Genomic DNA, 22,504 nt, shown 5'->3' on the forward strand with positions numbered 1-22,504 from the left:
GGATAAGACGTGTCTTTCAATGAGCAGCTACCCGATTGGGAAGCACCAGGAACAGAACCGCCAGCGAGTAAGAGAAAAAGCGGTTGGGCACCGTCTGATAAGCCGCCCGCCGATTATTTCAACTGGCTTTTCAATCGGATTTACCGAGTATTAAAAGAGCTACGCGAGAAAGCTGTTGTCAAAACGGAAGATGGAAAGCTGGTGGCGGATCAGCTTGTGGATGGAGCTGCAACAGATGCAGCTATCGGAAGCCGAACAGCAGACCCTACACAAGTACCCACTGGATTAACCGCAACGCTCGGACAATGGATTTCTCATTTAGTAAATAGATATAACGCCATTACGGGTAAAGCCTGGCCTTCCTTGCCTACAAAAACAATAGAGCAATTGAACAACGAGAAAGCGAGTTTAAGCGGGGCACACTTTACCGGGAATGTAGTGATAAGTAACAATGTCGCCTTGAAAGTCAAAGACAAAGGTGGGACGGAAAGAAATGCAGTGTTAGCTCAACCGGACGGAAATCTGTATTTCGGAAGTTCCCTTCCATTTGTCATGCAGTCTAGCGTTGACCCCATGGTAAAAATCAACAACGGCGATCCTCAAGTACTGCTACATGCGGGAAATTACGCCTCACATATAAACCGATTGGGTGCGCCAGCGGATACAAGAAACACAAACATTTTGCCAGGAGCATACCCGCAAGGAATTACGAACGAGTTTAAACTACTGAGCGCCATTGGAATAAAGGCAGGATCGCAATACGGTTTTCTTGTCACTTACAAACCGTGGACGGATGATAGCGGTGGCTCGACACAACAAATGTGTTTTGCAGAGGATACCACTTGTCCCATCTGGCACAGGAGCGGGACAAGTACAGGTGGTTGGGGTATTTGGAAACCAGTCGGGATGAACAAGTTGCGTTATTCTACGAATGGCACAGCGGATTCCAATGGGAAATACCCAACAGTTGATTATACCCGGAACGACGGATTATTGTATGCGCGTCTTGTTCATTCGAATCCAGATGTTAATGGGAATTATCGAACTGTTGTCACAACGTACTATGGCCCAGATGGAAAAACGGCATTGGGAACGGAACGTGTAGATCGCACATTTGACGAAAATGGAACCATGACAAGTGAAGCGTAAAAAAGGAGGGCGGGTGATTTGCAAAGTTTCTCATTAGCAATGGATGCATTTACGAGGGCAGGTCATAACAACGCTGGTCAAAGGGCAATGGAAGGGATCGTCGCAAGAGTGCAAGTTGCTCCAGGTGAGACTGTAACAGCCGGGGACGTGGTTGAGTATATCAACGGGAATGTCCGCAAAACAAAAGCGGAGTTCACCAAAGACGGCGTTGCTGCATTGAATTTCGAGGTTGGCAAAAACATTCAGGCGGTTGGAGCGTGCAAATTGGACGAAAACCGTGCATTTATTGCGTACAAGGTCCAAGACGGAACGAATGCACTTTGGTCAGCAGCCGCACTGATTATGACCATTGATGATGCAGGCAATATGTCAGTTGGTTCACCCGTAGTCTTCGAGGCAGCTCATACCAACCAGGAGCCAAAACACATGACTCCTGTATTGGTGGATACAGACAAGGTTTTGCTCATGTACGTACTTCGATACAGTAACACGAATGCTCATCATGTCAGATCGGTTGTTGTTTCTACTGCAAGTAATATCATCTCGTTTGGGGTAATCACAAACCCGCCTTATGGGTATCAGAACAATGATAAGCTTTTGGCTGGTTTACTTGAAACCAATAAAGCGATAGTAGCTTGGCGTGATGGCAGCGCGGGTACGGAACTGAGGTTTTCCATTGCCACAGTTTCCGGCATGACTGTTACCTATACACAGACCTGGGCAATGACGTCCGTAGAAGGATATCGTGCTTGCATACTTGTCTTGTCGCCAACTCGTGTTTTTGTTGCCTGGAACAATACTTCAAGCCCATATGCTCTATATGCACGGTTGTTATCCATAAATGGAACTACAATCGATATAGTTCCTAATTCGACAATAAATCCAGGTTTTTATGAAGCGTCATATTGCTGGGCGGCAAAGTCTGGACCGGATAGGATTTGCCTTGTGACATCATTACCGCATAATACCGCAACGGGGGGATATGCTCATTCATTCAGTGTCGCTGGCGATGTGCTTACGTATCACTCTACTAGAGCTATGATCGGACAGCTTGCAGGTATTGGTCTAAAGGTAACGTTTCTAAAACAAGATGGAAATGGCACAGATTATTATGCGGCAACCTTCGTAAATACCAATCGGGACTTTATTAATTTTCAACGTATTGCCATTTCATCCACCAATGAAATAACGTTCCCAACAGGTTTCTGGGTGGACGGAGCGCAAGAGTTTGCAGCCGATGAGTTTTCGCCATTGTTGTTTGAGAAACAAGGGCGGTTAGTCATGCCTTTTGGTAGCTATAAGGCTGGCTTTTATAAGGGGTTGTTAAGAGGTTACAGAGTAAGAGGGCTAGGCTCAAAAGGAATTGCCCTGAACAGTGGCACAGCGGGGCAAACGATCAAAGTAGGCATACGCGGTCTTTCTAAGGCAATGGGATCATTGTCCGCTGGTAATCATCAGTACGTGGATGATAATGGTAACGTTACTGCTACGAACGTCAACCACAAGGTCGGACTAGCAGTTGCAAGCAATCAATTGATTATCCAATTCCCGTTTTGGGACAGTAAGGCAGCAGGCGAGTCGACAGACGTGGTCGTTTCTCCAGGTGGCTCTATCACACAAGGCCGGGTAGTAAAGATTTTGCCAAATGGGAGTGTCGTCGATTTGACAGTGGCAGGAGCTGGTATAAACTTCGGCGTTGCTCAACCTGGAGGCAAAGTATTGGCACGAGGTGTTTCGAGAGGGCACAGCGGGCTAAGACCGGGAGAGAATTACTATTACAACACGTCAAACGGAATCATTTCACAAGATCAAAGCGGAGTGTTCGTGGGAATTGCAATATCACCAACAGAGCTACTAATACCGAAAACACTTTTTTAAAGAAAGGGGTGGACATTGTGAAGGTATTGACGAAAGCGACTGACAAATCCATTTTGCATATCGGGCACAAGGCAACCATCGTGGAAAACGGGATCGATGTGGGCCATACCGTTTATGCAAATACGGATGACTACATGATCCACAATGTCGAGATCATTCCCGGTGACGTGCGGATTATGGAGTATTGTTATACGCCAGATGATGGCTTTTACAAAAACCCGGATTTCCCGGATGAGTTGTATGTTTCACCGGAAGAAGAGATTGCCAGGCTCAAAAAACAGGCGCTTATCATGCAGGGGACAATCAACTACCTGCTTGGTATATAAAAACATTCAAAAGGGAGAGATACGATCATGGCAAGTAGACTGTTCAACTATTTCTTGATGTGCTGGGTTTGCAAATCAGTAGATGAAGAGAACTTATCGAATGCAGTAGCGAAGGACTACATCACCGAAGAGGAAAAACAAAATATCATGGCAACACCGCGCTGAACGCCCATTCTCAAATCAGAATAGGCGTTTTTTCATGGGGAGCTGCAAACGCGGCTCCTTTTACTTTTGTCCAAAGGGAGAGGGAAGTGAGCAAATGCCAAGCGATGAAAGAGAGCTACTTATCGAAATCTTGCAGCGTGTCACAGCGGTGGAAACCAAAGTAGATACGATGACAAACACGAAAGACATAGCAATAGAGGCTTTGCAAAGCACGAAATCAGCGCACCATAGGCTTGATCAAGTAGAAAGTAATCAAACGTGGCTATGGCGCACTGTCATTGCAGCACTAATAACCGGAGCAATTGCGCTCTTTTGGAAGGGGATAAACGGATGATTGAGATTGGCTTGGTGATCGCGGTTGTAATGTCTATTGGTGTATGGCTGAAAAAGCAGGAGTGGTACCCGAACAGCATGATTCCTTTGGCGATTGTCTTTATGGCAGTCGCTTTTAATTTGGCAAATGCATTCCTATTTCACGGAGATTTGCTAATGGCGGGTAAACTAGCTTTTATTGAAGCGTTGGCGGCGGTCGGGATTCATTCCGGGATGAAAAATTCGTTTGAATCGAAGGAGGGTCAGCAGCATGGCAAAAACTAAAGGGATTGATTGTGCAGTACCTTTGACAGCAGAAAAAGCAAGAGCAATGGCGGCGGCGGGCATGAAATTTGTCTGCCGCTATCTTGTTCCTATCAGTATGGAGTGGAAAAGACTGACACGGGCAGAAGCCGAGGCGATCACAGCGGCAGGAATGCAGGTTGTCTCTGTCTTCCAACGTGGCAATAACGATGCTGCTGGAGGAGCAGCCAACGGCACAAGGGACGGAAAAGCAGCACTCCAGGAAGCCAAGCAGATCGGTCAGCCTGTAGGTACGGCGATTTACTTTGCTGTTGACTATGACGCACAGCCAAAGGATTACGCAGCGATTGAAGCGTATCTAAGAGCAGCAGCCAAGGAGCTGCCGGGTTATTCGGTGGGTGTTTATGGCTCTTATGCCGTTGTTGAAGAAATGGCGAAGCGAGGAGTCTGCAAACACTTCTGGCAAACTTACGCTTGGAGCAGAGGCAAGTTATCCAAAGCGGCTAACCTCTATCAGTACCAAAACGGGGTGACGCTTGCGGGGCACACAGTAGACTACAATGATGCCCTCGGTAGAGAGGGTTGGTGGAATACTAATCCACCCGCTGTGGAAAAACCTGTGAACAAGTTAGACAAAGAATCGGCAGAGGAAGTAATCGCGATTCTCGGATCGGTCTGGATGGCGAGCGACAACGATCCAGGAGTGAGGGAAGCAGCTCATTACGCCGCAAACGCTTTACGTGATGCTGTAGGTATCCCGAAATAATGACTAAGCCCTCCTTCGGAATAACATAAATGAAGGAGGGCAATAGCGCGAATTCTATTAATAGCGACAAATATATGGTAATATTCTCTTAAATCTGTATAAGAGACGGTGCATTGACTATGTATTTTGTCGACGAGTCAGGGAGTATACCAACATTTAAAAGTACTAAATGGAAGAATCGCTATTTTGTGATTGCATTTGTCCACACGAATAACTACACCCGGTTAAAGAGGGTTTACAAACAATATTTAGGTAATGTGAAAAAATACTATCCAGAGTATATTGAACCTTCTGGTGAATTAAAAGGTTCAGCAGCGCCACCTTTTATTAAAGAATATCTAATTACAAGATTATTAGATAAAACAGATATTAACATAGGTTATATAGTCGCTGATAACTGGAATACTAAAGACGCTTTCCGAGAAGTGCCAGAGCGCTCCTATAATTATCTTGTCAAACTACTGCTTATGAGTCATAGCTTCGGGGCACAAGATAGAGCGATGCTTACGTTAAAAGTCGACAATCGGAATTCAGCAATTAAATCACTGAACTCTCTAGAGGATTACTTATACCAAGAGCTAGTTTTAGGTGAAGGCAGAACCGGCAAAGTCGATGTTGAATTTTGCTTATCTGAAAACAATTATGGGGTGCAAGTAGCAGATCTATTTGCAAATACCATCATGCAGTATCATAAATACAAAACAAAAAGTTTTCCGAACTATGAAGCAATACATGGACCTATTGACGAAGTAAATCCTGATATTGTATCCAATTTATACAACCTAATGAGTAAAAGGCTTTTTTATAGCCAACTATTTCCTGTACAGAGGTCAAATGTTGGCGTGGCTTTAGTTTAGTCACTAATTAGTTACCATTTTTCACTAATCATTGACAACAGGTAACTGATAATGGTATTATTTAGACGTGATCTTCCAGTAAGCCCTCAACAAGCGCGACTGTGGTAAACGTAAGCTGCCTATTTGGTAGCCGCCTTGAGGCAGGGGATCGCCATACTCCCATTGGGAGTTTTATTTTTTTGACTTCAAATTATCAAGCCCTCCTTCGGAGCAATCCGGGGAGGGCTTTTTGTGTTGTTTGCCTACTGGTGAGTTCATGTTTACCGACTCAGTTTGTAGAGCATGTATTGATTTAGACTGACATTCTCTAATTCAGCTTCAATTGCAAGCTGCCGATGCAAGGATTTGGGCATACGCAAATTGATTTTACCGCTATAATCCCCTTCTGCTTTCGGAACTGGGATCGGGTCTCCATGCTCTAACTTGACTTCAAGCCACCCGCGCTTTGCTTCTTCCAGGTTGCACAGTAGCTCTTCGACAGTTTCACCGTGTGACTGGCAACCATCCAACTCCAAATAGGTACCGTAAAAATAACGGCCAGATTCATCGTCCATCGGCTTAATCACAAGCGTGTAGGGTAAACTGATGAAATAATTTAGGTCTTTGTTTGCCATAAACTTTGGCTGGGGTTATCATAAAATGTGGAGAAGGGGAGGCGGCTACCTCCCGATTCTCTGTAGTACGTCTTTTACGTACACCGCCTTGATGGGATTATGTTTTGGTACTGTGATAAGGTCTCCGTACTTGTTTCGGAAATGATGGTGTGAGCCGACTACTCGAACCATTATGTATCCGTTGTACTCAAGGACTTTGGAGACTTCACTGAACCGAATCCCGTTGGGGCGGTTTTTCATCTTTTCGATGATTTTTTCAACCCCTGCCATACTAACCTCCTTTCATTAATATAGTACCAAATATAGTACCATTTGTAAAGTTAAATATTGTATTAACGAAAAATAAGTTGAGCTTCTGGCAAACTTGCTGGAGGTTTTTTGTCGATAAATCTTGTCCCATGTAAGATTATGGATTATGGTGAGGGTGACTATTAAAATTAGGGGGATTCTACCAGTGAAAAGAGCATCAATTCTTGTATTGTCATTAGGCATTGTGTTAAGCGGTTGCGGTACAACGCAAGAGAATAACACGCCAGCTCCAGCAGCTACAACTACCTCATCTGCACCAGCCCAAACTGAACAGAAAACTATGTCAGCTGAGGAAGTGAGTAGATTTAAGGAGTACGCTCCAAACTTAAAGGGTGGGCAATTTATTACAGAGGCAGAGATTGTAAACCAAGACGAGGCAGTAATCACCTATGCAGACTTTGCAACTTTGAAAAAGACTAAACCTGAAACCGGAATGACAGAAGCAGATGCAAAGAACTATTGGGAGTCTGGAGACGCGATCAACAAAGCCTTGATGGAAGAGCCGATCCGACTGCTAAAGGAGTTCCCTGAACTGCAAAAGGTGAAGGTAACGCTTAATCATGGAAAAAAATATACCACTGAGGTTGATAGAGCTACTATCGAGGATTATTTGAAGGTAAACCTTGTTGAAACTAAAACTGATAAAGACAAGTGGCGGAATGAAATAGTGAACAAGTTTTTCACCAAGGAAGAACGCGCGAAATACATTGAAAAATTTGTAAAGGCGGAGTAAGGATTACAGAAAAGCAACGAGTTCCTTCATTACATATACGATAAATGCCTCGGTTGAAATGACCGAGGCATATTTATGATGATTTATGTATTCATGATTGGCAGTTTGTGGAGCGGGCAAAACAGAGTTGTTATTCCCTTCGGTTACAGAGGCACTTGCTGCTGGCGGTCGCGTTTTGATTGCGACACCTCGAAAAGACGTCGTACTAGAGTTAGCCCCGCGTATTAAGCGAGTCTTTCCCGGGGCTAAAGTGATTGCCGTCCACGGTTCGAGCGCGGAAAAATGGGAAGAGAGTGACATTACGATTGCGACCACGCATCAGGTCATGCGCTACCATAGTCGTTTTTTGCTGGTCGTTCTCGACGAGGCCGATGCGTTCCCTTATCATAATGATCCTGTTTTGTATCGCGCTCTATCCAGAGCGGTGAAAAAGAGTGGGAAGCTCCTCTATTTAAGTGCAACACCTCCGGGATATTTGCAAAAGCGGCTCGTTAGAAAAGGACGCTCAACCCTAGGCTCGTCTGGGGCGATACCGCTATTCTCAGATACACATGTTCTGTTACCTGGACGCTACCACGGTGCTACGCTTCCTGTCCCCAAGATTCTCACGGTACAAGGCTTACATAAGCGCGTTCAGACGAATCGAATTGTGGCACCGTTTATAGAAGCGGTGAGTAGTTCTCTGAATGAAGGCCGACAAGTTTTTGTTTTTGTCCCGCGAGTTGATGAAATTGACAGGGTGCTATCGTACCTTCAAAAGTGGCTTCCTGCTCACGCGGGGGAGATGGCCGGTGTTCATGCGGCAGACCCTATGCGGGAGGAAAAGGTACTCGCATTTCGAGAAAAACGTTATACCGTCATGGTGACGACTACGATTCTAGAGCGAGGTGTGACCATACCGAAGAGCGACGTAGTTGTGGTAGGTGCGGAGGCACCTGTATTTGACGAGGCATCATTGGTGCAGATAGCAGGACGAGTAGGGCGATCCGTTGATGATACGTCGGGTAGTGTTTTATTTTTGCAAGCAGAACGCGCTACTTCTCCAAAGCGGGCCGTCAGACAGATATTACAGATGAACAGCTTGGCTCAAAGGCTCGTGGAACAAAGAGGCCTTTCGTGATTAGTGGGATGTGTGTCCGTTGTGGTGGGCGTATCGCAGCTCTCCAAAAGGAATCGGTTGTTCGTGAAAAGGCACGACAGCTATCCGATCAGGCGAGCTATCCGGTCATCTACCGCATGTTAAAAGGGATTGTGTTGTGTGGAGTCTGTCTTGATGCTTTGTCGTTGATTGGGGATGATATTTGCCAGCGGTGTGGGCGTGACAGGGATTTGCTGGCTAGTATCGGCAACGAAAGGCTATGCAGGGATTGTTTTCATGGAGAAGATGATCAGATATTGGTGGCAAATCGGAGTTTGCTTCGCTATGAAAAGGGAGAGAAGGATTTGCTCGGATTGTTTAAATACCGCGGTGATGAGCGGCTAGCTTTATACTACGGTACGCTTCTCGCCATTACGGTTCAGCGTTATTACAGGTCTATGGGTTTTAGCTGTATCACGATGGTTCCTTTACATCCACAACGATTGCGGGAACGCGGCTTCAATCAGGTTGACCTGCTGGCCCAGCATTTAGGAGCGGCAATCAAAACTCCTGTCAAACCGTTGCTTCTCAGGACGAAGGATACCCCAAAGCTGAGCAAGCAAAAAGGGCGCGCAGCACGTCACGAAAGCATGCGCGAAGCTTTTGTGTGGGATGGCCAGAATGTGCCTGTGCCCTCTGCTGCTAAAATCCTGCTTCTTGACGATATTTATACAACTGGTTCGACGTTGCGTTCGTGCGCGAAAACAATCAGAGAACATTTGGGGCCAAGCTGTGAAGTATATTCCTTGACAATATACCGATAGCCAGTTTGGAAAAATTAAGCTATGATGTAGGCATATAACGGATGTGGAACCGTATGAACTTTCTGAACGGAAAAGGGGTTGTCCGATATGTCTATGGGCAAGTTGGCAAACTGCTCGCGGTGTGATGCTGTATTTGTACAAGCAGTCCGTGACATTTGCCCCAAATGCTATAAAGAAGTGGAACAAGAATATGAAGCATGCGCCCAATTTTTGCGCAAGCGAGAAAATCGCGGATCGAATATTCACCAGGTGAGCGAAGCCACTGGCGTGAGCGTGAAGCAAATTACGAAGTTTATCAAAGAAGGGCGCATTTCGGTTGCTGGAAATCCCAACCTTGGCTATCCATGTGAGCGCTGCGGTTTTTTGATTCGAGCAGGCAACATTTGCGAATCTTGTCTAAAAGGCTTGAAGCACGAAATCACGCAACAACTCGAGGTAGAGCAACGATTGGACGAAATCCAACGCGCCGATCTGGCTCAGGCAGCTTATCGAAGAAAGCAGAATAGTGACGAATAGTTTTATGCAAAAAAACTAATCGTACATGATGAAATTGCCGATGATACTACTAAGAGGTGTCATCGGTTTTTTCTATGAAAAGACCGTTGGTATGAGAGGATGGTAATCAGATGCGGATTAATGAACCTAACCGTGTCGGGATGATCAATGCTTACAACAAGACAGGTAACAACCAGGTAGGCAAAAGCGGAAAAATCCCGATGGGCAAGGATGAAGTAAACATTTCCACTGAAGCGCTAGAAATGCAAAAGCAAGTAGAAGATGTCAACTCTCCACAACGTCGGGAAAAAGTGGAGCAGTTGAAGAAGCAAGTGGAGGAAGGAAAATATCACGTCTCAAGTGAGCGGATCGCTGATAAGCTCCTGTCCTTTTGGAAAAAACTGTAACGCAGATCTGGAGAGGATCTTTTGAACAGCCTCTTTAAATAGTTTTCGATGGAAGATGAGGAGAAGCAAGGAATGAATAGACTCTACGATCTGCTCGACAACTTGATCCAGTTGCACAAAGCCTTGTACACCTTAGCCTCGCACAAGAAAGAAGTGCTGGTAAAAGGGAGTGTGGATGAACTGGTAGCTATTACACGCCAGGAGCAAAAACTGATCAAGGGCGTCACAGAAGCTGAAGCAGCCCGCCAGCAAGTCGTAAAAGAACTGACAGCACAGAAGGGCTTTGCGCTGCAAGAAGGCACACTGGCTGAATTGATCAAGTTGACGACCAGTGCGGAAGAGAAGATGCGACTCACTTCCTGTCGTAATGAGCTAAGCCGGATTGTGACCGAACTGCGCGATGCTAACGACCTGAATCAGCAGTTACTGGAGCAATCCCTTTCTTTTGTAAACATGACGCTCGACCTGATCACGGATACGCCCGAGGACGACTTCATCTACGGAAAGCCGACCTCGGATACGTATCGTCAGGCTAATCGAACTTTTTTCAACAAAAAAGCGTAAAGAGGTGTCGAAATGCGCTCTACTTTTCATGGAATTGAAGTCAGCAAACGCGGCTTGTTCGCTCAACAATCCGCGCTAAATACAACGGGACATAATATCTCCAATGCGAATACGGAAGGATACAGTCGCCAGCGCGTGAATATGCAGGCTACGACTGGTTTGCCTTATGTAGGGATGCAAGCGAGTATCGAGCCAGGGTTGCTCGGGACAGGGGTTCAAGCTACTAGTATCCAGCGTCTGCGAGAAGAGTTTTTGGATATTCAGTATCGGAACGAACACAAACGTCAAGGCTACTGGGATGGTCGTTTGGAAACGTTGGAGAAACTGGAAGGCATCATGAACGAGCCTTCTGACACTGGCTTGCAAAAGGTTATGGACCAAATGTGGCAAGCATGGCAGGACTTGGCCAAAGATCCGACGGATACATCGGCTCGCGCAGTTGTTCGGGAACGAAGCAAGGCAGTAGCGGATACGTTTAATACGCTAACCAATCACATCAAGGAAGTACAAACCGATCTCAACAACGTGGTCAATGTAAAAGCGATGGAGATCAACTCCTTGGGCCAACAGATTGCTAACTTGAACAATCAGATTGCAAACGTTGTGCCGCATGGTTATCAACCAAATGATCTCTATGACCAACGTGACGTGCTTTTGGACAAGCTCTCCAAGTTGGTGGAGATTCGTGCGACGCAATCGACAGCGGGAATGGTCAATGTTACGATTGAAGGTCGAGATTTTGTTACAGGGATTACTTCTCAACCAGTAGCTACTGTACAAAACCCAGCTACTGGCCTAAGTGATATGACATTAGGTGGAGCTGCATTTGTGCCGACAACCGGCTACATGGCGGGAACACTCCAATCTCGTGATCAGATTGTGCCGAACATGTTGAAACGCTTGGATGTTCTGGCGGTGAATCTGACGAAGGAAATCAACGATCTGCACCGGGCAGGACGAAGTTTGAGTGATATTAACAATGGCACAGTACAGGATCTGCCATTCTTCGTAGATGCGAACTCACTGGCAACTAATCCAGCATCCAAAAATTATCCAACGAGTGCATCTGGGATTGTAGTTAATCCAGAAATTATGAAGAGCTTGGATGCAATCGCAGCAGCGCAAGAAGAAGCAGGTAGCACGCCTGTTGGAAATAATAAGAGCGCACTTGCGATTGCTTCGATTAAATTCAAGGTATTAGCTGCAGGTTCTGGGCCTAATGATTTGGCAGAAAGCTCTACACTGGATAACTACTATCGCTACACGATCAGCCAATTGGGTGTTGACGCACAGGAAGCCGAGCGTAACCAGTTGAACTCTGAGATGCTCGTAGGTACGGTAGATAGCCAGCGTCAATCTGTATCTGGCGTATCGATCGATGACGAAATGGCGGAAATGGTGAAATACCAGCATGCATACAGTGCTTCTGCTCGTGTCATGACGAGCATGGACGAGATCTTAGACAAAGTCATCAACGGCATGGGCCGAGTGGGCCTCTAATTAGGAGGGAATAGAGTATGGCAGTACGTGTGACGCAGAATATGTTGAATAGTAATATGCTGCGGAATTTGAATAAATCGATGCGGAATATGGATAGTTTGCAGGAGCAATTGTCATCTGGGAAGAAGATTGCAAAACCTTCTGATGATCCTGTTGTGGCAGCGCGTGGTATGTTTTATCGATCTTCATTGATGGAGAATGATCAGTATAAACGGAATGTGGATGAAGCAAAGTCTTGGTTAGATATGACGGATAGTACGATGGATGAAGTTGGTAATGTTATTAAAAGAATCAAGGAGATCTTAGTTTATTCTGGGGACGGAGCTATCTCGCCGGACGATTTGAAAACCATGGGTTCCGAGGTGCAGGAGCTCAAAAATCATCTAGGAACACTTGCTAATCAGCAGATTAACGGGAAGTATATATTTGCTGGTACAGATACTAATAAAGCTCCATTTGACCCTACAGCTAATGCGGGGAAAGGCGATTTCGTAAGTACAAACAGCTCCCTTATCAACTTAGAAGTGAGCCAAAATGTTTTTGTGACATCCAATATTAATGCACAAAAGATTTTTAACTTCCCTGATAACGCAAACAATATGTTTAAAGTGCTTGATAATGTTATTACTGAATTGAGTAATGGGAGAGGTGCGTCTCAATTCATAACAGGTATGGACCAGCAGTATGATAAATTACTGGCAGAGAGAGCCTCATTGGGAGCTAGTGTTAACCGGGTAGAACTTATCGCAGATCGATTAAAAACTCAAGATGTTAGTATTACAGAATTAATGTCAAAAAATGAAGATGCAGATATGGCAGGAGTTATGACGGATCTCAAAATGCAAGAAAGTGTACACTCAGCTGCACTTGGATCAGGTGCACGGATTATTCAGCCAACTCTGCTTGATTTTCTGCGATAGGTAATTAGGGGGTAGTGTGATGCAAATTCCTCAACTAAGGATGGAAAGCACATTTGCTCAATTAGGTTTAAACATAAATAAACCTGTACAATCGATCAAACAGCCCCAAGCGGAAATGAACCTAAGTCAGACACCCGCTGAACTTACAATTGTGCAAGGTAAGACAAAATTACAGATCGATTCTAGTCAAGCTAGAGCAAACATTGGGATTATGACATCTATGCAATTTAGTGATACGAATGCTGCTTATGGGCGTGAGAAATGGCTACAGTCGATCTCCGAGAAAAGCCAAGAAGGCGACCGATTGATGAGAATATATACTAAAGAAAATGCTATTGCTCAAATAGGTAGGGAAAAAGGATTGAGAGTATTGGAGGGAGGCTACCGACCACCGTCAACATCTAACGATGAGGGTGTAGATGTTAGCTTCCAAGCTGTCCCAGCTACTATTAATGTGAAGCGAAATGGAATGAGTATTAATCCAGTAACTAGACCTCCAGAGCTTTCCTATACACCAGGTAAAATAGAACCATATATGATACAATATAATAGTTTGAAGATTAGTGTGGTTGGCAGCCAGCTAGATAAAATGATGTAAGTGAGGGGATAACATGAACGAAAACCAACAAGTCGAATTGGGTAAGCTGTTTTTTGAGGATGGTATCCCTGGTTTTTCCCATTTGCAGTTTTTTCAGTTGGTACAGGAAGAGGAAAGCCCCTTTTTTTTGATTCAATCGACAGAAGAAAAAGATGTTGGTTTTTGGGTAATAAATCCGTTTTCATTCTTCCGTACCTATGAATTTTCGCTTTCGTCCGGGATAAAAGAGGCATTGCGAATCAATGAACAGACTCCAATAGCTATTTTTTCTATCATAACCGTACGGAATGATAATCAAGTTACTGCAAATCTAAAAGCTCCAATTGTTGTCAACTTATCTAATCGTATGGGGAAACAAATCGTTTTACAAGAAGAAGTGTATTCCATTCGGCAACCGTTGTTTGAGCAACAAGCAGCGGATTTTGAATAGGTGGTGTTCACATGTTGGTCCTTTCTCGAAAGAAAAATGAATCAATTATGATAGGTGACACCATTGAAATTAAAATTATTTCTGTGGATGGAGAGCAGGTGCGAATTGGAATTGAAGCGCCTAGGAATCTAGACGTGTATCGAAAGGAAATATTTGATGCGATCCAAGAAGAAAATCGCCTTGCGATAAAGAGTCAAATACAGATGCCAGCAGCAGTAAAACAGTTAATGAAAGAGAATAAGGTAAAAAAAGATGATAATTAGATCATCTTTTTTTTTGTTTAGGAAAGGAAAAAACTACTTAATAATCCAATCGTACTATCCGATAACATAAAAGTAGGGATTAAGTCACAAGCACGTGACTGTAGTTCCATCTAATATCTAGCAGTCACATGGACGTGATTGTCGACAACTCAAGGAGGAAAGAACATGATTATTAACCACAATATTTCTGCAATGAACACACACCGTCAATTGGGCGTAAACACAGGTAGCTTGGCAAAAAACGTGGAAAAACTGTCTTCTGGTTACCGCATTAACCGTGCTGCAGACGATGCTGCAGGTCTCTCCATCTCTGAGCGTATGCGTGCACAAATCCGTGGTATGGAACAAGCTTCCCGTAACTCCCAAGATGGTATCTCCCTGATCCAAACAGCAGAAGGTGCACTGCAAACCGTTAACAACATGCTTGTTCGTATTAAAGAACTGGCTACGCAATCCGCGAACGGTACGTATGATGACACGAATGACCGTGCTCGTCTGCAAGAGGAATTGTCTGAGCTCTCAAAAGAAATCACTAACATTAAAGATAAAACAAAGTTCAACGGTATCAATCTGTTGGCAAACACTGGCGACGAAATTAAAATCCAAATCGGTCAAGAAGCAGGACAAACCTTGTCTCTCAATACTGCAAACTTCTCTATTGCTACAGTAGCTTCAGCTGTTGGAGGTTGGACTTTGGGTGCAGCATCAGGTGCATCTACTGTACTGGGAAGCATCGATGATGTAATCAACCTGGTGAGCAAAGCGCGTTCTTACCTGGGTGCGAACCAAAACCGTTTGGAAAACACAATTAACAACCTGAATATTACTACGGAGAACCTGACAGCTGCAGAATCCCGTATCCGCGATGTGGATATGGCGAAAGAGCAAATGGCGTTCACGAAGAACAATATTCTTACACAAGCGTCTCAAGCAATGTTGGCTCAAGCGAACCAACTGCCACAAGGCGTACTGCAACTGCTTCGTTAATTTGATTCTGCTTCATAAATTGAAAGCAGCGGGATTCATTACATTGGCTGTCGAGATATCTCGGCAGCTTTTGTGTTCTCAGGAATAAATTTTAGATTAGAAAAGAAAAGAGAGAACAAAGGTATTTAAATACTTTGCTGAATAGCCGATATTAAAAATGTAGGGATTATTTGCAAGCGCGCGATTGTGAAAAGTCTCATATATTTATTATCTCAGTTGCAAGGACGTAACTGATTGAAAATCAAGGAGGAAAAACAACATGATTATCAACCACAATATTTCTGCAATGAACACACACCGTCAATTGGGTGTAAACACAGGTAGCTTGGCAAAAAACGTGGAAAAACTGTCTTCCGGTTACCGCATCAACCGTGCTGCTGACGACGCTGCAGGTCTCTCTATCTCCGAGCGTATGCGTGCACAAATCCGTGGTATGGAACAAGCTTCCCGTAACTCCCAAGATGGTATCTCCCTGATCCAAACAGCAGAAGGTGCACTGCAAACCGTTAACAACATGCTTGTTCGTATTAAAGAACTGGCTACGCAATCCGCGAACGGTACGTATGATGACACGAATGACCGTGCTCGTCTGCAAGAGGAATTGTCTGAGCTCTCAAAAGAAATCACTAACATTAAAGATAAAACAAAGTTCAACGGTATCAATCTGTTGGCAAACACTGGCGACGAAATTAAAATCCAAATCGGTCAAGAAGCAGGACAAACCTTGTCTCTCAATACTGCAAACTTCTCTATTGCTACAGTAGCTTCAGCTGTTGGAGGTTGGACTTTGGGTGCAGCATCAGGTGCATCTACTGTACTGGGAAGCATCGATGATGTAATCAACCTGGTGAGCAAAGCGCGTTCTTACCTGGGTGCGAACCAAAACCGTTTGGAAAACACAATTAACAACCTGAATATTACTACGGAGAACCTGACAGCTGCAGAATCCCGTATCCGCGATGTGGATATGGCGAAAGAGCAAATGGCGTTCACGAAGAACAATATTCTTACACAAGCGTCTCAAGCAATGTTGGCTCAAGCGAACCAACTGCCACAAGGCGTACTGCAACTGCTTCGTTAATTTGATTCTGCTTCATAAATTGAAAGCAGCGGGATTCATTACATTGGCTGTCGAGATATCTCGGCAGCTTTTGTGTTCTCAGGAATAAATTTTAGATTAGAAAAGAAAAGAGAGAACAAAGGTATTTAAATACTTTGCTGAATAGCCGATATTAAAAATGTAGGGATTATTTGCAAGCGCGCGATTGTGAAAAGTCTCATATATTTATTATCTCAGTTGCAAGGACGTAACTGATTGAAAATCAAGGAGGAAAAACAACATGATTATCAACCACAATATTTCTGCAATGAACACACACCGTCAATTGGGTGTAAACACAGGTAGCTTGGCAAAAAACGTGGAAAAACTGTCTTCCGGTTACCGCATCAACCGTGCTGCTGACGACGCTGCAGGTCTCTCTATCTCCGAGCGTATGCGTGCACAAATCCGTGGTATGGAACAAGCTTCCCGTAACTCCCAAGATGGTATCTCCCTGATCCAAACAGCAGAAGGTGCACTGCAAACCGTTAACAACATGCTTGTTCGTATTAAAGAACTGGCTACGCAATCCGCGAACGGTACGTATGATGACACGAATGACCGTGCTCGTCTGCAAGAGGAATTGTCTGAGCTCTCAAAAGAAATCACTAACATTAAAGATAAAACAAAGTTCAACGGTATCAATCTGTTGGCAAACACTGGCGACGAAATTAAAATCCAAATCGGTCAAGAAGCAGGACAAACCTTGTCTCTCAATACTGCAAACTTCTCTATTGCTAATGTAGCTACAGCAGTAGGAGCTTGGAGTTTGGGTAGTGCAGGCGCAGCATCTACTGTACTGGGAAGCATCGATGATGTAATCAACCTGGTGAGCAAAGCGCGTTCTTACCTGGGTGCGAACCAAAACCGTTTGGAAAACACGATTAACAACCTGAATATTACTACGGAGAACCTGACAGCTGCAGAATCCCGTATCCGCGATGTGGATATGGCAAAAGAGCAAATGGCGTTCACGAAGAACAATATTCTTACACAAGCGTCTCAAGCAATGTTGGCTCAAGCGAACCAATTGCCACAAGGCGTGCTGCAATTGCTCCGTTAAGATCTGTTGCAGTTTCATTGATAGACTTCGATCACTCGAAGTCTATCTTTATTTTCTGCTACGAGTAAGTGTCAGATTTTTAATAGGAAAAAATGAAAGGCTGCCGATAAAAATCGGCAGCCCATTATTTAGGGTTATTTAATTCTTTTAGAAGCCATGCTCTAATGTATATGAGCCATTAAGGTTACTGATCATTGTAAAGCAGTATAACCCGCCGTATTCACTATATACTGTGAAATATCCATACGTATTATTTAAAAATTCCTGTGCATTAGGGAATAATGTTCTTATATTCATTCCTTTACTAAAATTCTCAGCATGCTCTTCATAGAGTATAGTAGTTTCTATGAATGTATTCTTGTCACTAGAGTACAAACGAATGTTTAACGTAGTGCTCTCTGTAGACTTATATATTTGGGGATTATCTACAATAATTAGTTTTGAATGGTGAGAGAAGCTACTTACGCACAAGCACCACCACAGTTTTTTGGGGGGCCTCAAGCAAGTCATAACTCCTAGGCTGCACTCGGCTGGGAGCAATCCTGTATCATTTTCACAAACTAAACCGGTAACGAGACGTGTTGGCAGTACCCCGTTTTTTTTCTTGAACGTTAACGACTGCTCTCCTTTGACTGGTATTAAAACCTGCTCCCCTGTTTGAAAATCTTTTTGATTATTTAGGTAAGAAACTTCGTACGATCCTGGATCAGAATCAGGATAAATGATAACGTATTTATCATCCACATCACAATCAGGCACATTCATGTAGGCGTGAATATCATCTATATCAACTTTATCAGTGCCATGATTCGAGTAATTAAAGTTTGAATGAGTAATCTGATAATCTAAACCATCTAGTGACTCATTCCCCACTAATAGCCTTGTAAAAGCATCCGAAACAGCAAAAGAAATATTGGCATTCGCTACTTGACCAACTAACCAGTGAGACAAATCTGGAAAATAATCAGAGGGGTAAAGTTTTACTGTGCTATAAGGTAAAAGGCTAGGCAGCTCTATGAGAGTTTGGCGAATCTCGTTGTTTGGTCCTGTTATACGAAGAGTAATCGTTTGATTATCTTTTGCTTTGCCTCCATTATGGAAAACGCAAAATGAGCGAACGGTAGCAGTATCACGAAGGGTCCAGCAAGACTCTTCTCCTTTCGTTATGGTCTGACCTTCTTCTATTTCATATGGAGAATAGGTTCGTGAATAACTATGGACCATAGAAATGCTCTGTTTTGTTTCATAAATGGCCATGATAGCAGCGTAAGGGATGTTTAAATTTTTGGTACTAAAGACTTCAATTTCAATACTTCCCTCAAAAAATGAATGCAGCTGTAGGTCGGGAGAGTAATTAATAACCTCGCCATTTTCAAAGGAAAGTTCTTCTCTTTTTATTAGAGTACCAGCCATATCACGAGTTGAAGCCACTATAGCAACTTCGATTCCTCGTTTTAACTTCCAATAGTTCATGAATGAGAGTGTTGTTGAAATATCAGGAGCGGACTTACAGTAAAAAATTGCCGAAGATCGTAGTACCAAACCAAATTTTTGGTTAAAATTATCGCGTTGGGAAATGATTATTTTATCATTTTTTTCAAGTATATCTGGCTGCATGGTGGACCACTCCTTTAACGGGATTGTTACAGTAAGTAGCTACTACTATTTCTTTCGGCTTAAATTGAGTTCCTTTGTATAATGAAATTATTAATACATTTTTCGGGGGAAAACAATGTTAAAACTACTGACGATTGTACGAAATAATTTTACGATTGACCCACAAATAGTAAATTCTCAAAAAGTAATAGAGTTATTAGAGTCTGACTTATTTATAACTCCCGAAGAATTGGCTGTACATATTTATATGGTTCAAAGGAAAGTCATTGATTATTTTGGCGAATCAAACTCCAAAGAATTGTTACAAGTGCTAAGCTATATACAGCGAATGTATACTCAAGTAGAAATTTATTACTCTGCCGAAATAGGCAATAACTTAAAAATTATTCATGGGCTGGGTACCGTTATTGGAGCGCGTGTTGAAATTAGGGATAATGTGACTATCTATCAAAACGTCACTTTAGGAGATAAAGGTGATGGAAGTAGAAGACGTCCTAGAATCGAGGACAACGTAACAATTTTTGCAGGCAGTAAGGTTTTAGGCGGTGTAACTATCGGAGCAAATTCCATTGTTGGCGCTAATTCAGTAGTATTAGACTCATTCCCAGAAAACTCGATAATTGCTGGAAGTCCAGCTCGACTGATAAGTACTACACGGAAATAAAATAGGCTTGTAATGAAAAGTAACCGTGTTCGTCAATAATGAACATGGTTACTACCTTATTTCAATGACATAAATTACTAAGAAAAAATCACAAATTGCTTTTAACTTATCAGTTGAATTTCGCCGATAAAATAAACAGAGTGTGATTATGGGAGGCGTACAATATGCGATTGTCTATTATAGACGAGGAATATATTTTTGAAAATACAAGTTCAGCCATGATGCAACTTCTAGAAGTTATCAGCGCTAAAACAAATGAGAATGACCTTCTCGTAAGTCATCTTACAGTTAATGGTGTAGAAGTGTTTTCGGATTTCGAGAGTTACTTAAATGAAAATTTATCAGATGTCGAAACAGTAGTTGTTTATACAACGAACTCAAGTAAACTAGTTAACGAAATAATGCTATCTACTGAAGAATACGTGAATAGAGCAATTCCACAAGTAAAAAGTCTGTCTGAACAATTTTATCAGGGAGCGACAAATGATTCATGGTTAGCATTTGGCGAAATGTTAGAGGGATTGCAATGGTTCCAGCAGACCTCGCTGTTTATTCAAAATCAAGCGTTTCAACCAGAATTGTTGAATTTTGCAGCAGAAACCTTAGATTTTACAGATGAGTTAAGAAGTCTTGAGGAAGCCGTAGAACAGCAGGATGTTGTTCTAATAGGCGACATCATTCTCTATGAAATACTCCCGCAATTCGAGGAAATATCCGCTAAGATTGGCGAAATAAACAGTAATGAGGTATTAGATAATGTTATTAATTGATAATATTACTTTCTTAAAAAAATTCTGCCCGACTACTTGGCAGTATATAAAAGATAGGGAAGAACACATCAGGCATGAGAATATCCGTGTTGAAACAACTAAAAATGAAAAACTTACGATTGTAGTAAAGACTGAGACGGGATGGAACTACCTTCACAGTAAATACAATCCGGACGCTGAAGCTGAAAAAATTCTGAACGAGAACACCAATTATACAGGAAAACATGTTTTCTTCTATGGGATTGGGTTGGGATATCACGTTGAAGAATTTATTCGCATAAACCCTGAAGTAACTTTTAGTATATATGAACCTAACCTCGATGTATTTTATGGACTTTTGTCACACAAGAAAATATCGGATCTAGCCAATAAACATACAAAGAATATATTTGTAGGTGAAGATAAATCAAGTCTCTCTCAAAACCTTCAAAACTTTATTAACTCTGTAAATGAAGAAGTTATTTTTGTGATTCTTCCTAGTTACGAGAGAATATTTAAAGAACAAACCATACAGTTTATCGAAGAATTTCGTGATAAAGTTTTCAATAAGCGTGCAGGTATAGCAGCTAATAATTTTTACGAAAAATGGATTCCGATTAATGGCATAATCAATCTGCCTACAACATTTAAAACGCCGAATATACTTCATGAACTTCCACAAGATTTTAAGGGGAAGCCTGCCATACTAGTTGCAGCTGGTCCATCCCTTGATTATGAGTATGAAAACCTACGTTACATTAAGGATAACGGGTTAGCTTATATTTTTTCAGTAGGTTCTTCAATTAATTCGTTAATAGAAAATAATATTTATCCTGATGCTGCTTGTAGTTACGATGGAAGCCCAGAAAATCACCTTATTTTTAAAAAGGTAGTGGAACTTGGGATAACAAATATACCTTTAATCTATGGAAGTATTGTCGGATATGAGACAATTCGCCAATATCCTGGACAACTACTAAATTTCTTAGTAGGAAGAGATGTTCTTGCTCCCCTACTATTGAAAAGAGAAGACGGCAAAAAATTAGATTACGTTGATAACTCAAAGTCGATCGCAATCATTACTTTACAGATGTTGTATAAGTTGGGTTTTAATATGGTTGTGTTAGTAGGGCAAAACCTTGCATATTCAAAAGACCGTTGGTACTCAAAGGGAGTTGAATTTTACGGGGAAATAAGCGAACAGCAAAAGAAAGATGCAATTGTTGTTAAGGATGTAGAAGATAACGATATATATACCAACAGAGGATTAGATGTATTTAGGAAGGAAATGGAGTTTTATGTTAATCAATATCATGATCTAGAGGTAATTAACACAACAAAGGGCGGGGCAAAAATTGCAGGTACAAGCTACCAACCTTTAGAACAGGTAATTGCGGAACGTTTAACGAAGAAGCAAATTGTAAATGAAAACTGGCTTACAAAGAAGGAAATCAACTATGATAGTGGTTACTTTGAAAAACAATTTGAATGGATTTTGGAACAGCAATTAAAACTAGAAAATAGCTACGATTTACTTGAGGATACTTTAGAAGAAATGAAAAAGGCAGTTAGCTCAAAAAATCTTAAAAAACTCGATAGGTTATTTACAGAGTTTGATCGGTTATTTGATAAACTGCAAGATAATAAAGTGTACTTACTACTTATTCAGTCGATGAATACAAATACCTTTGAGACCATCTTGAAAATGTTTCAAGAACTTCGTTTTAAAAAAGACCCAATTGTGAAAGCAGAGAGGGTTATTAATGAGTTTGGTTCTTATCTTTCTTCTTGTCGAGCTGATCTAGACACTGTAAAGAAGTTACTTGAGTCTACTTCTGAAAAAATGAACGAACTCATGCAGAAAATTGAATAA

The 22,504-nt window shown here is 42.5% G+C and carries 28 protein-coding genes; 25 read left to right on the forward strand and 3 right to left on the reverse strand.

All coding sequences use genetic code 11. The annotated features are described in order from the left end of the window. Positions 1-9 precede the first annotated feature (9 nt). The 8 genes from POF51_RS13440 (at position 10) to POF51_RS13475 (ending at position 5,717) form a co-directional block, all read left to right on the forward strand. The gene (locus POF51_RS13440; RefSeq protein ID WP_271755602.1) at positions 10-1,149 is read left to right on the forward strand and encodes a hypothetical protein; all 1,140 of its coding nucleotides are present in this window, start codon (positions 10-12) and stop codon (positions 1,147-1,149) included. A gap of 18 nt (positions 1,150-1,167) precedes the next feature. Further along, positions 1,168-3,027, forward strand: coding sequence for a hypothetical protein (locus POF51_RS13445; RefSeq protein WP_271755603.1), 1,860 nt, complete (start codon positions 1,168-1,170; stop codon positions 3,025-3,027). A gap of 17 nt (positions 3,028-3,044) precedes the next feature. Further along, positions 3,045-3,353, forward strand: a complete 309-nt coding sequence (locus tag POF51_RS13450; RefSeq protein WP_271755604.1) for a hypothetical protein — start codon at positions 3,045-3,047, stop codon at positions 3,351-3,353. A gap of 27 nt (positions 3,354-3,380) precedes the next feature. Then, positions 3,381-3,518 (forward strand): hypothetical protein, encoded by a 138-nt coding sequence (locus POF51_RS13455; RefSeq protein ID WP_271755605.1) that lies wholly within the window; start codon positions 3,381-3,383, stop codon positions 3,516-3,518. 94 nt (positions 3,519-3,612) lie between these two features. Continuing rightward, entirely contained in the window at positions 3,613-3,852 is a 240-nt protein-coding gene (locus POF51_RS13460; RefSeq protein ID WP_271755606.1) for a hemolysin XhlA family protein, read from the forward strand. After that, on the forward strand, positions 3,849-4,115 hold the full coding sequence (locus POF51_RS13465) for a hypothetical protein (RefSeq protein ID WP_271755607.1): 267 nt from the start codon (positions 3,849-3,851) through the stop codon (positions 4,113-4,115). The genes POF51_RS13460 and POF51_RS13465 overlap by 4 nt, the downstream gene beginning before the upstream one ends. Next, positions 4,102-4,860, forward strand: a complete 759-nt coding sequence (locus tag POF51_RS13470) for a DUF1906 domain-containing protein (protein ID WP_271755608.1) — start codon at positions 4,102-4,104, stop codon at positions 4,858-4,860. The genes POF51_RS13465 and POF51_RS13470 overlap by 14 nt, the downstream gene beginning before the upstream one ends. Positions 4,861-4,979: 119 nt before the next feature. After that, entirely contained in the window at positions 4,980-5,717 is a 738-nt protein-coding gene (locus POF51_RS13475; RefSeq protein WP_271755621.1) for a DUF3800 domain-containing protein, read from the forward strand. 260 nt (positions 5,718-5,977) lie between these two features. Here the strand turns inward: POF51_RS13475 and POF51_RS13480 are convergent, their stop codons facing one another. After that, positions 5,978-6,271 carry a type II toxin-antitoxin system HicB family antitoxin gene (locus POF51_RS13480; RefSeq protein ID WP_271755609.1) on the reverse strand — a complete coding sequence of 98 codons (294 nt, stop codon included), beginning with the start codon at positions 6,269-6,271 and terminating at the stop codon, positions 5,978-5,980. 105 nt (positions 6,272-6,376) lie between these two features. Beyond that, entirely contained in the window at positions 6,377-6,601 is a 225-nt protein-coding gene (locus POF51_RS13485) for a type II toxin-antitoxin system HicA family toxin (RefSeq protein WP_271755610.1), read from the reverse strand. A gap of 184 nt (positions 6,602-6,785) precedes the next feature. Here POF51_RS13485 and POF51_RS13490 point away from each other — a divergent pair, with 184 nt between their 5' ends. The 14 genes from POF51_RS13490 (at position 6,786) to POF51_RS13555 (ending at position 17,601) form a co-directional block, all read left to right on the forward strand. After that, on the forward strand, positions 6,786-7,373 hold the full coding sequence (locus POF51_RS13490; protein ID WP_271755611.1) for a hypothetical protein: 588 nt from the start codon (positions 6,786-6,788) through the stop codon (positions 7,371-7,373). Between the two features lie 97 nt (positions 7,374-7,470). Further along, the gene (locus POF51_RS13495; RefSeq protein WP_271755612.1) at positions 7,471-8,493 is read left to right on the forward strand and encodes a helicase-related protein; all 1,023 of its coding nucleotides are present in this window, start codon (positions 7,471-7,473) and stop codon (positions 8,491-8,493) included. Beyond that, on the forward strand, positions 8,490-9,275 hold the full coding sequence (locus POF51_RS13500) for a ComF family protein (RefSeq protein WP_271755613.1): 786 nt from the start codon (positions 8,490-8,492) through the stop codon (positions 9,273-9,275). Before POF51_RS13495 ends, POF51_RS13500 begins: the two co-directional genes overlap by 4 nt. 87 nt (positions 9,276-9,362) lie before the next feature. Next, complete coding sequence (locus POF51_RS13505; RefSeq protein ID WP_069850884.1) at positions 9,363-9,791, forward strand: TIGR03826 family flagellar region protein; 429 nt, start codon at positions 9,363-9,365, stop codon at positions 9,789-9,791. 110 nt (positions 9,792-9,901) lie between these two features. Then, a complete protein-coding gene (gene flgM, locus POF51_RS13510; protein WP_016742371.1) occupies positions 9,902-10,177 on the forward strand; it encodes a flagellar biosynthesis anti-sigma factor FlgM in 276 nt (91 codons plus the stop codon). A gap of 72 nt (positions 10,178-10,249) precedes the next feature. Then, entirely contained in the window at positions 10,250-10,741 is a 492-nt protein-coding gene (locus POF51_RS13515; protein WP_026043387.1) for a flagellar protein FlgN, read from the forward strand. 12 nt (positions 10,742-10,753) lie between these two features. Continuing rightward, positions 10,754-12,241: a flagellar hook-associated protein FlgK gene (flgK, locus tag POF51_RS13520; protein ID WP_069850881.1), complete on the forward strand. Its 1,488-nt coding sequence runs from the start codon at positions 10,754-10,756 to the stop codon at positions 12,239-12,241. Positions 12,242-12,258: 17 nt separating this feature from the next. Then, positions 12,259-13,161 (forward strand): flagellar hook-associated protein FlgL, encoded by a 903-nt coding sequence (gene flgL / locus POF51_RS13525; RefSeq protein WP_069850879.1) that lies wholly within the window; start codon positions 12,259-12,261, stop codon positions 13,159-13,161. A gap of 19 nt (positions 13,162-13,180) precedes the next feature. Continuing rightward, on the forward strand, positions 13,181-13,759 hold the full coding sequence (locus POF51_RS13530) for a DUF6470 family protein (protein WP_069850877.1): 579 nt from the start codon (positions 13,181-13,183) through the stop codon (positions 13,757-13,759). Positions 13,760-13,772: 13 nt separating this feature from the next. Next, the gene (locus tag POF51_RS13535; RefSeq protein WP_017252288.1) at positions 13,773-14,189 is read left to right on the forward strand and encodes a flagellar assembly protein FliW; all 417 of its coding nucleotides are present in this window, start codon (positions 13,773-13,775) and stop codon (positions 14,187-14,189) included. Between the two features lie 11 nt (positions 14,190-14,200). Beyond that, positions 14,201-14,452 (forward strand): carbon storage regulator CsrA, encoded by a 252-nt coding sequence (gene csrA / locus POF51_RS13540; protein WP_017252287.1) that lies wholly within the window; start codon positions 14,201-14,203, stop codon positions 14,450-14,452. Between the two features lie 165 nt (positions 14,453-14,617). Further along, the gene (locus POF51_RS13545) at positions 14,618-15,439 is read left to right on the forward strand and encodes a flagellin N-terminal helical domain-containing protein (protein WP_069850872.1); all 822 of its coding nucleotides are present in this window, start codon (positions 14,618-14,620) and stop codon (positions 15,437-15,439) included. A gap of 259 nt (positions 15,440-15,698) precedes the next feature. After that, positions 15,699-16,520, forward strand: a complete 822-nt coding sequence (locus tag POF51_RS13550) for a flagellin N-terminal helical domain-containing protein (RefSeq protein WP_069850872.1) — start codon at positions 15,699-15,701, stop codon at positions 16,518-16,520. 259 nt (positions 16,521-16,779) lie between these two features. Continuing rightward, a complete protein-coding gene (locus POF51_RS13555) occupies positions 16,780-17,601 on the forward strand; it encodes a flagellin N-terminal helical domain-containing protein (RefSeq protein WP_069850869.1) in 822 nt (273 codons plus the stop codon). A 147-nt stretch (positions 17,602-17,748) separates the two neighbouring features. Here the strand turns inward: POF51_RS13555 and POF51_RS13560 are convergent, their stop codons facing one another. After that, the gene (locus tag POF51_RS13560) at positions 17,749-19,218 is read right to left on the reverse strand and encodes a hypothetical protein (protein WP_069850867.1); all 1,470 of its coding nucleotides are present in this window, start codon (positions 19,216-19,218) and stop codon (positions 17,749-17,751) included. 115 nt (positions 19,219-19,333) lie between these two features. Between POF51_RS13560 and POF51_RS13565 the strand changes: the two genes are divergently transcribed. From POF51_RS13565 to POF51_RS13575, 3 genes are all read left to right on the forward strand, one after another. After that, positions 19,334-19,882: a serine O-acetyltransferase gene (locus POF51_RS13565; RefSeq protein ID WP_069850864.1), complete on the forward strand. Its 549-nt coding sequence runs from the start codon at positions 19,334-19,336 to the stop codon at positions 19,880-19,882. A 164-nt stretch (positions 19,883-20,046) separates the two neighbouring features. Beyond that, complete coding sequence (locus POF51_RS13570; RefSeq protein ID WP_069850862.1) at positions 20,047-20,652, forward strand: hypothetical protein; 606 nt, start codon at positions 20,047-20,049, stop codon at positions 20,650-20,652. Next, the gene (locus tag POF51_RS13575) at positions 20,639-22,504 is read left to right on the forward strand and encodes a motility associated factor glycosyltransferase family protein (RefSeq protein ID WP_069850860.1); all 1,866 of its coding nucleotides are present in this window, start codon (positions 20,639-20,641) and stop codon (positions 22,502-22,504) included. The genes POF51_RS13570 and POF51_RS13575 overlap by 14 nt, the downstream gene beginning before the upstream one ends.

The sequence above is a fragment of the Brevibacillus sp. AG genome (assembly GCF_028369215.1).
GTDB lineage: Bacteria > Bacillota > Bacilli > Brevibacillales > Brevibacillaceae > Brevibacillus > Brevibacillus porteri.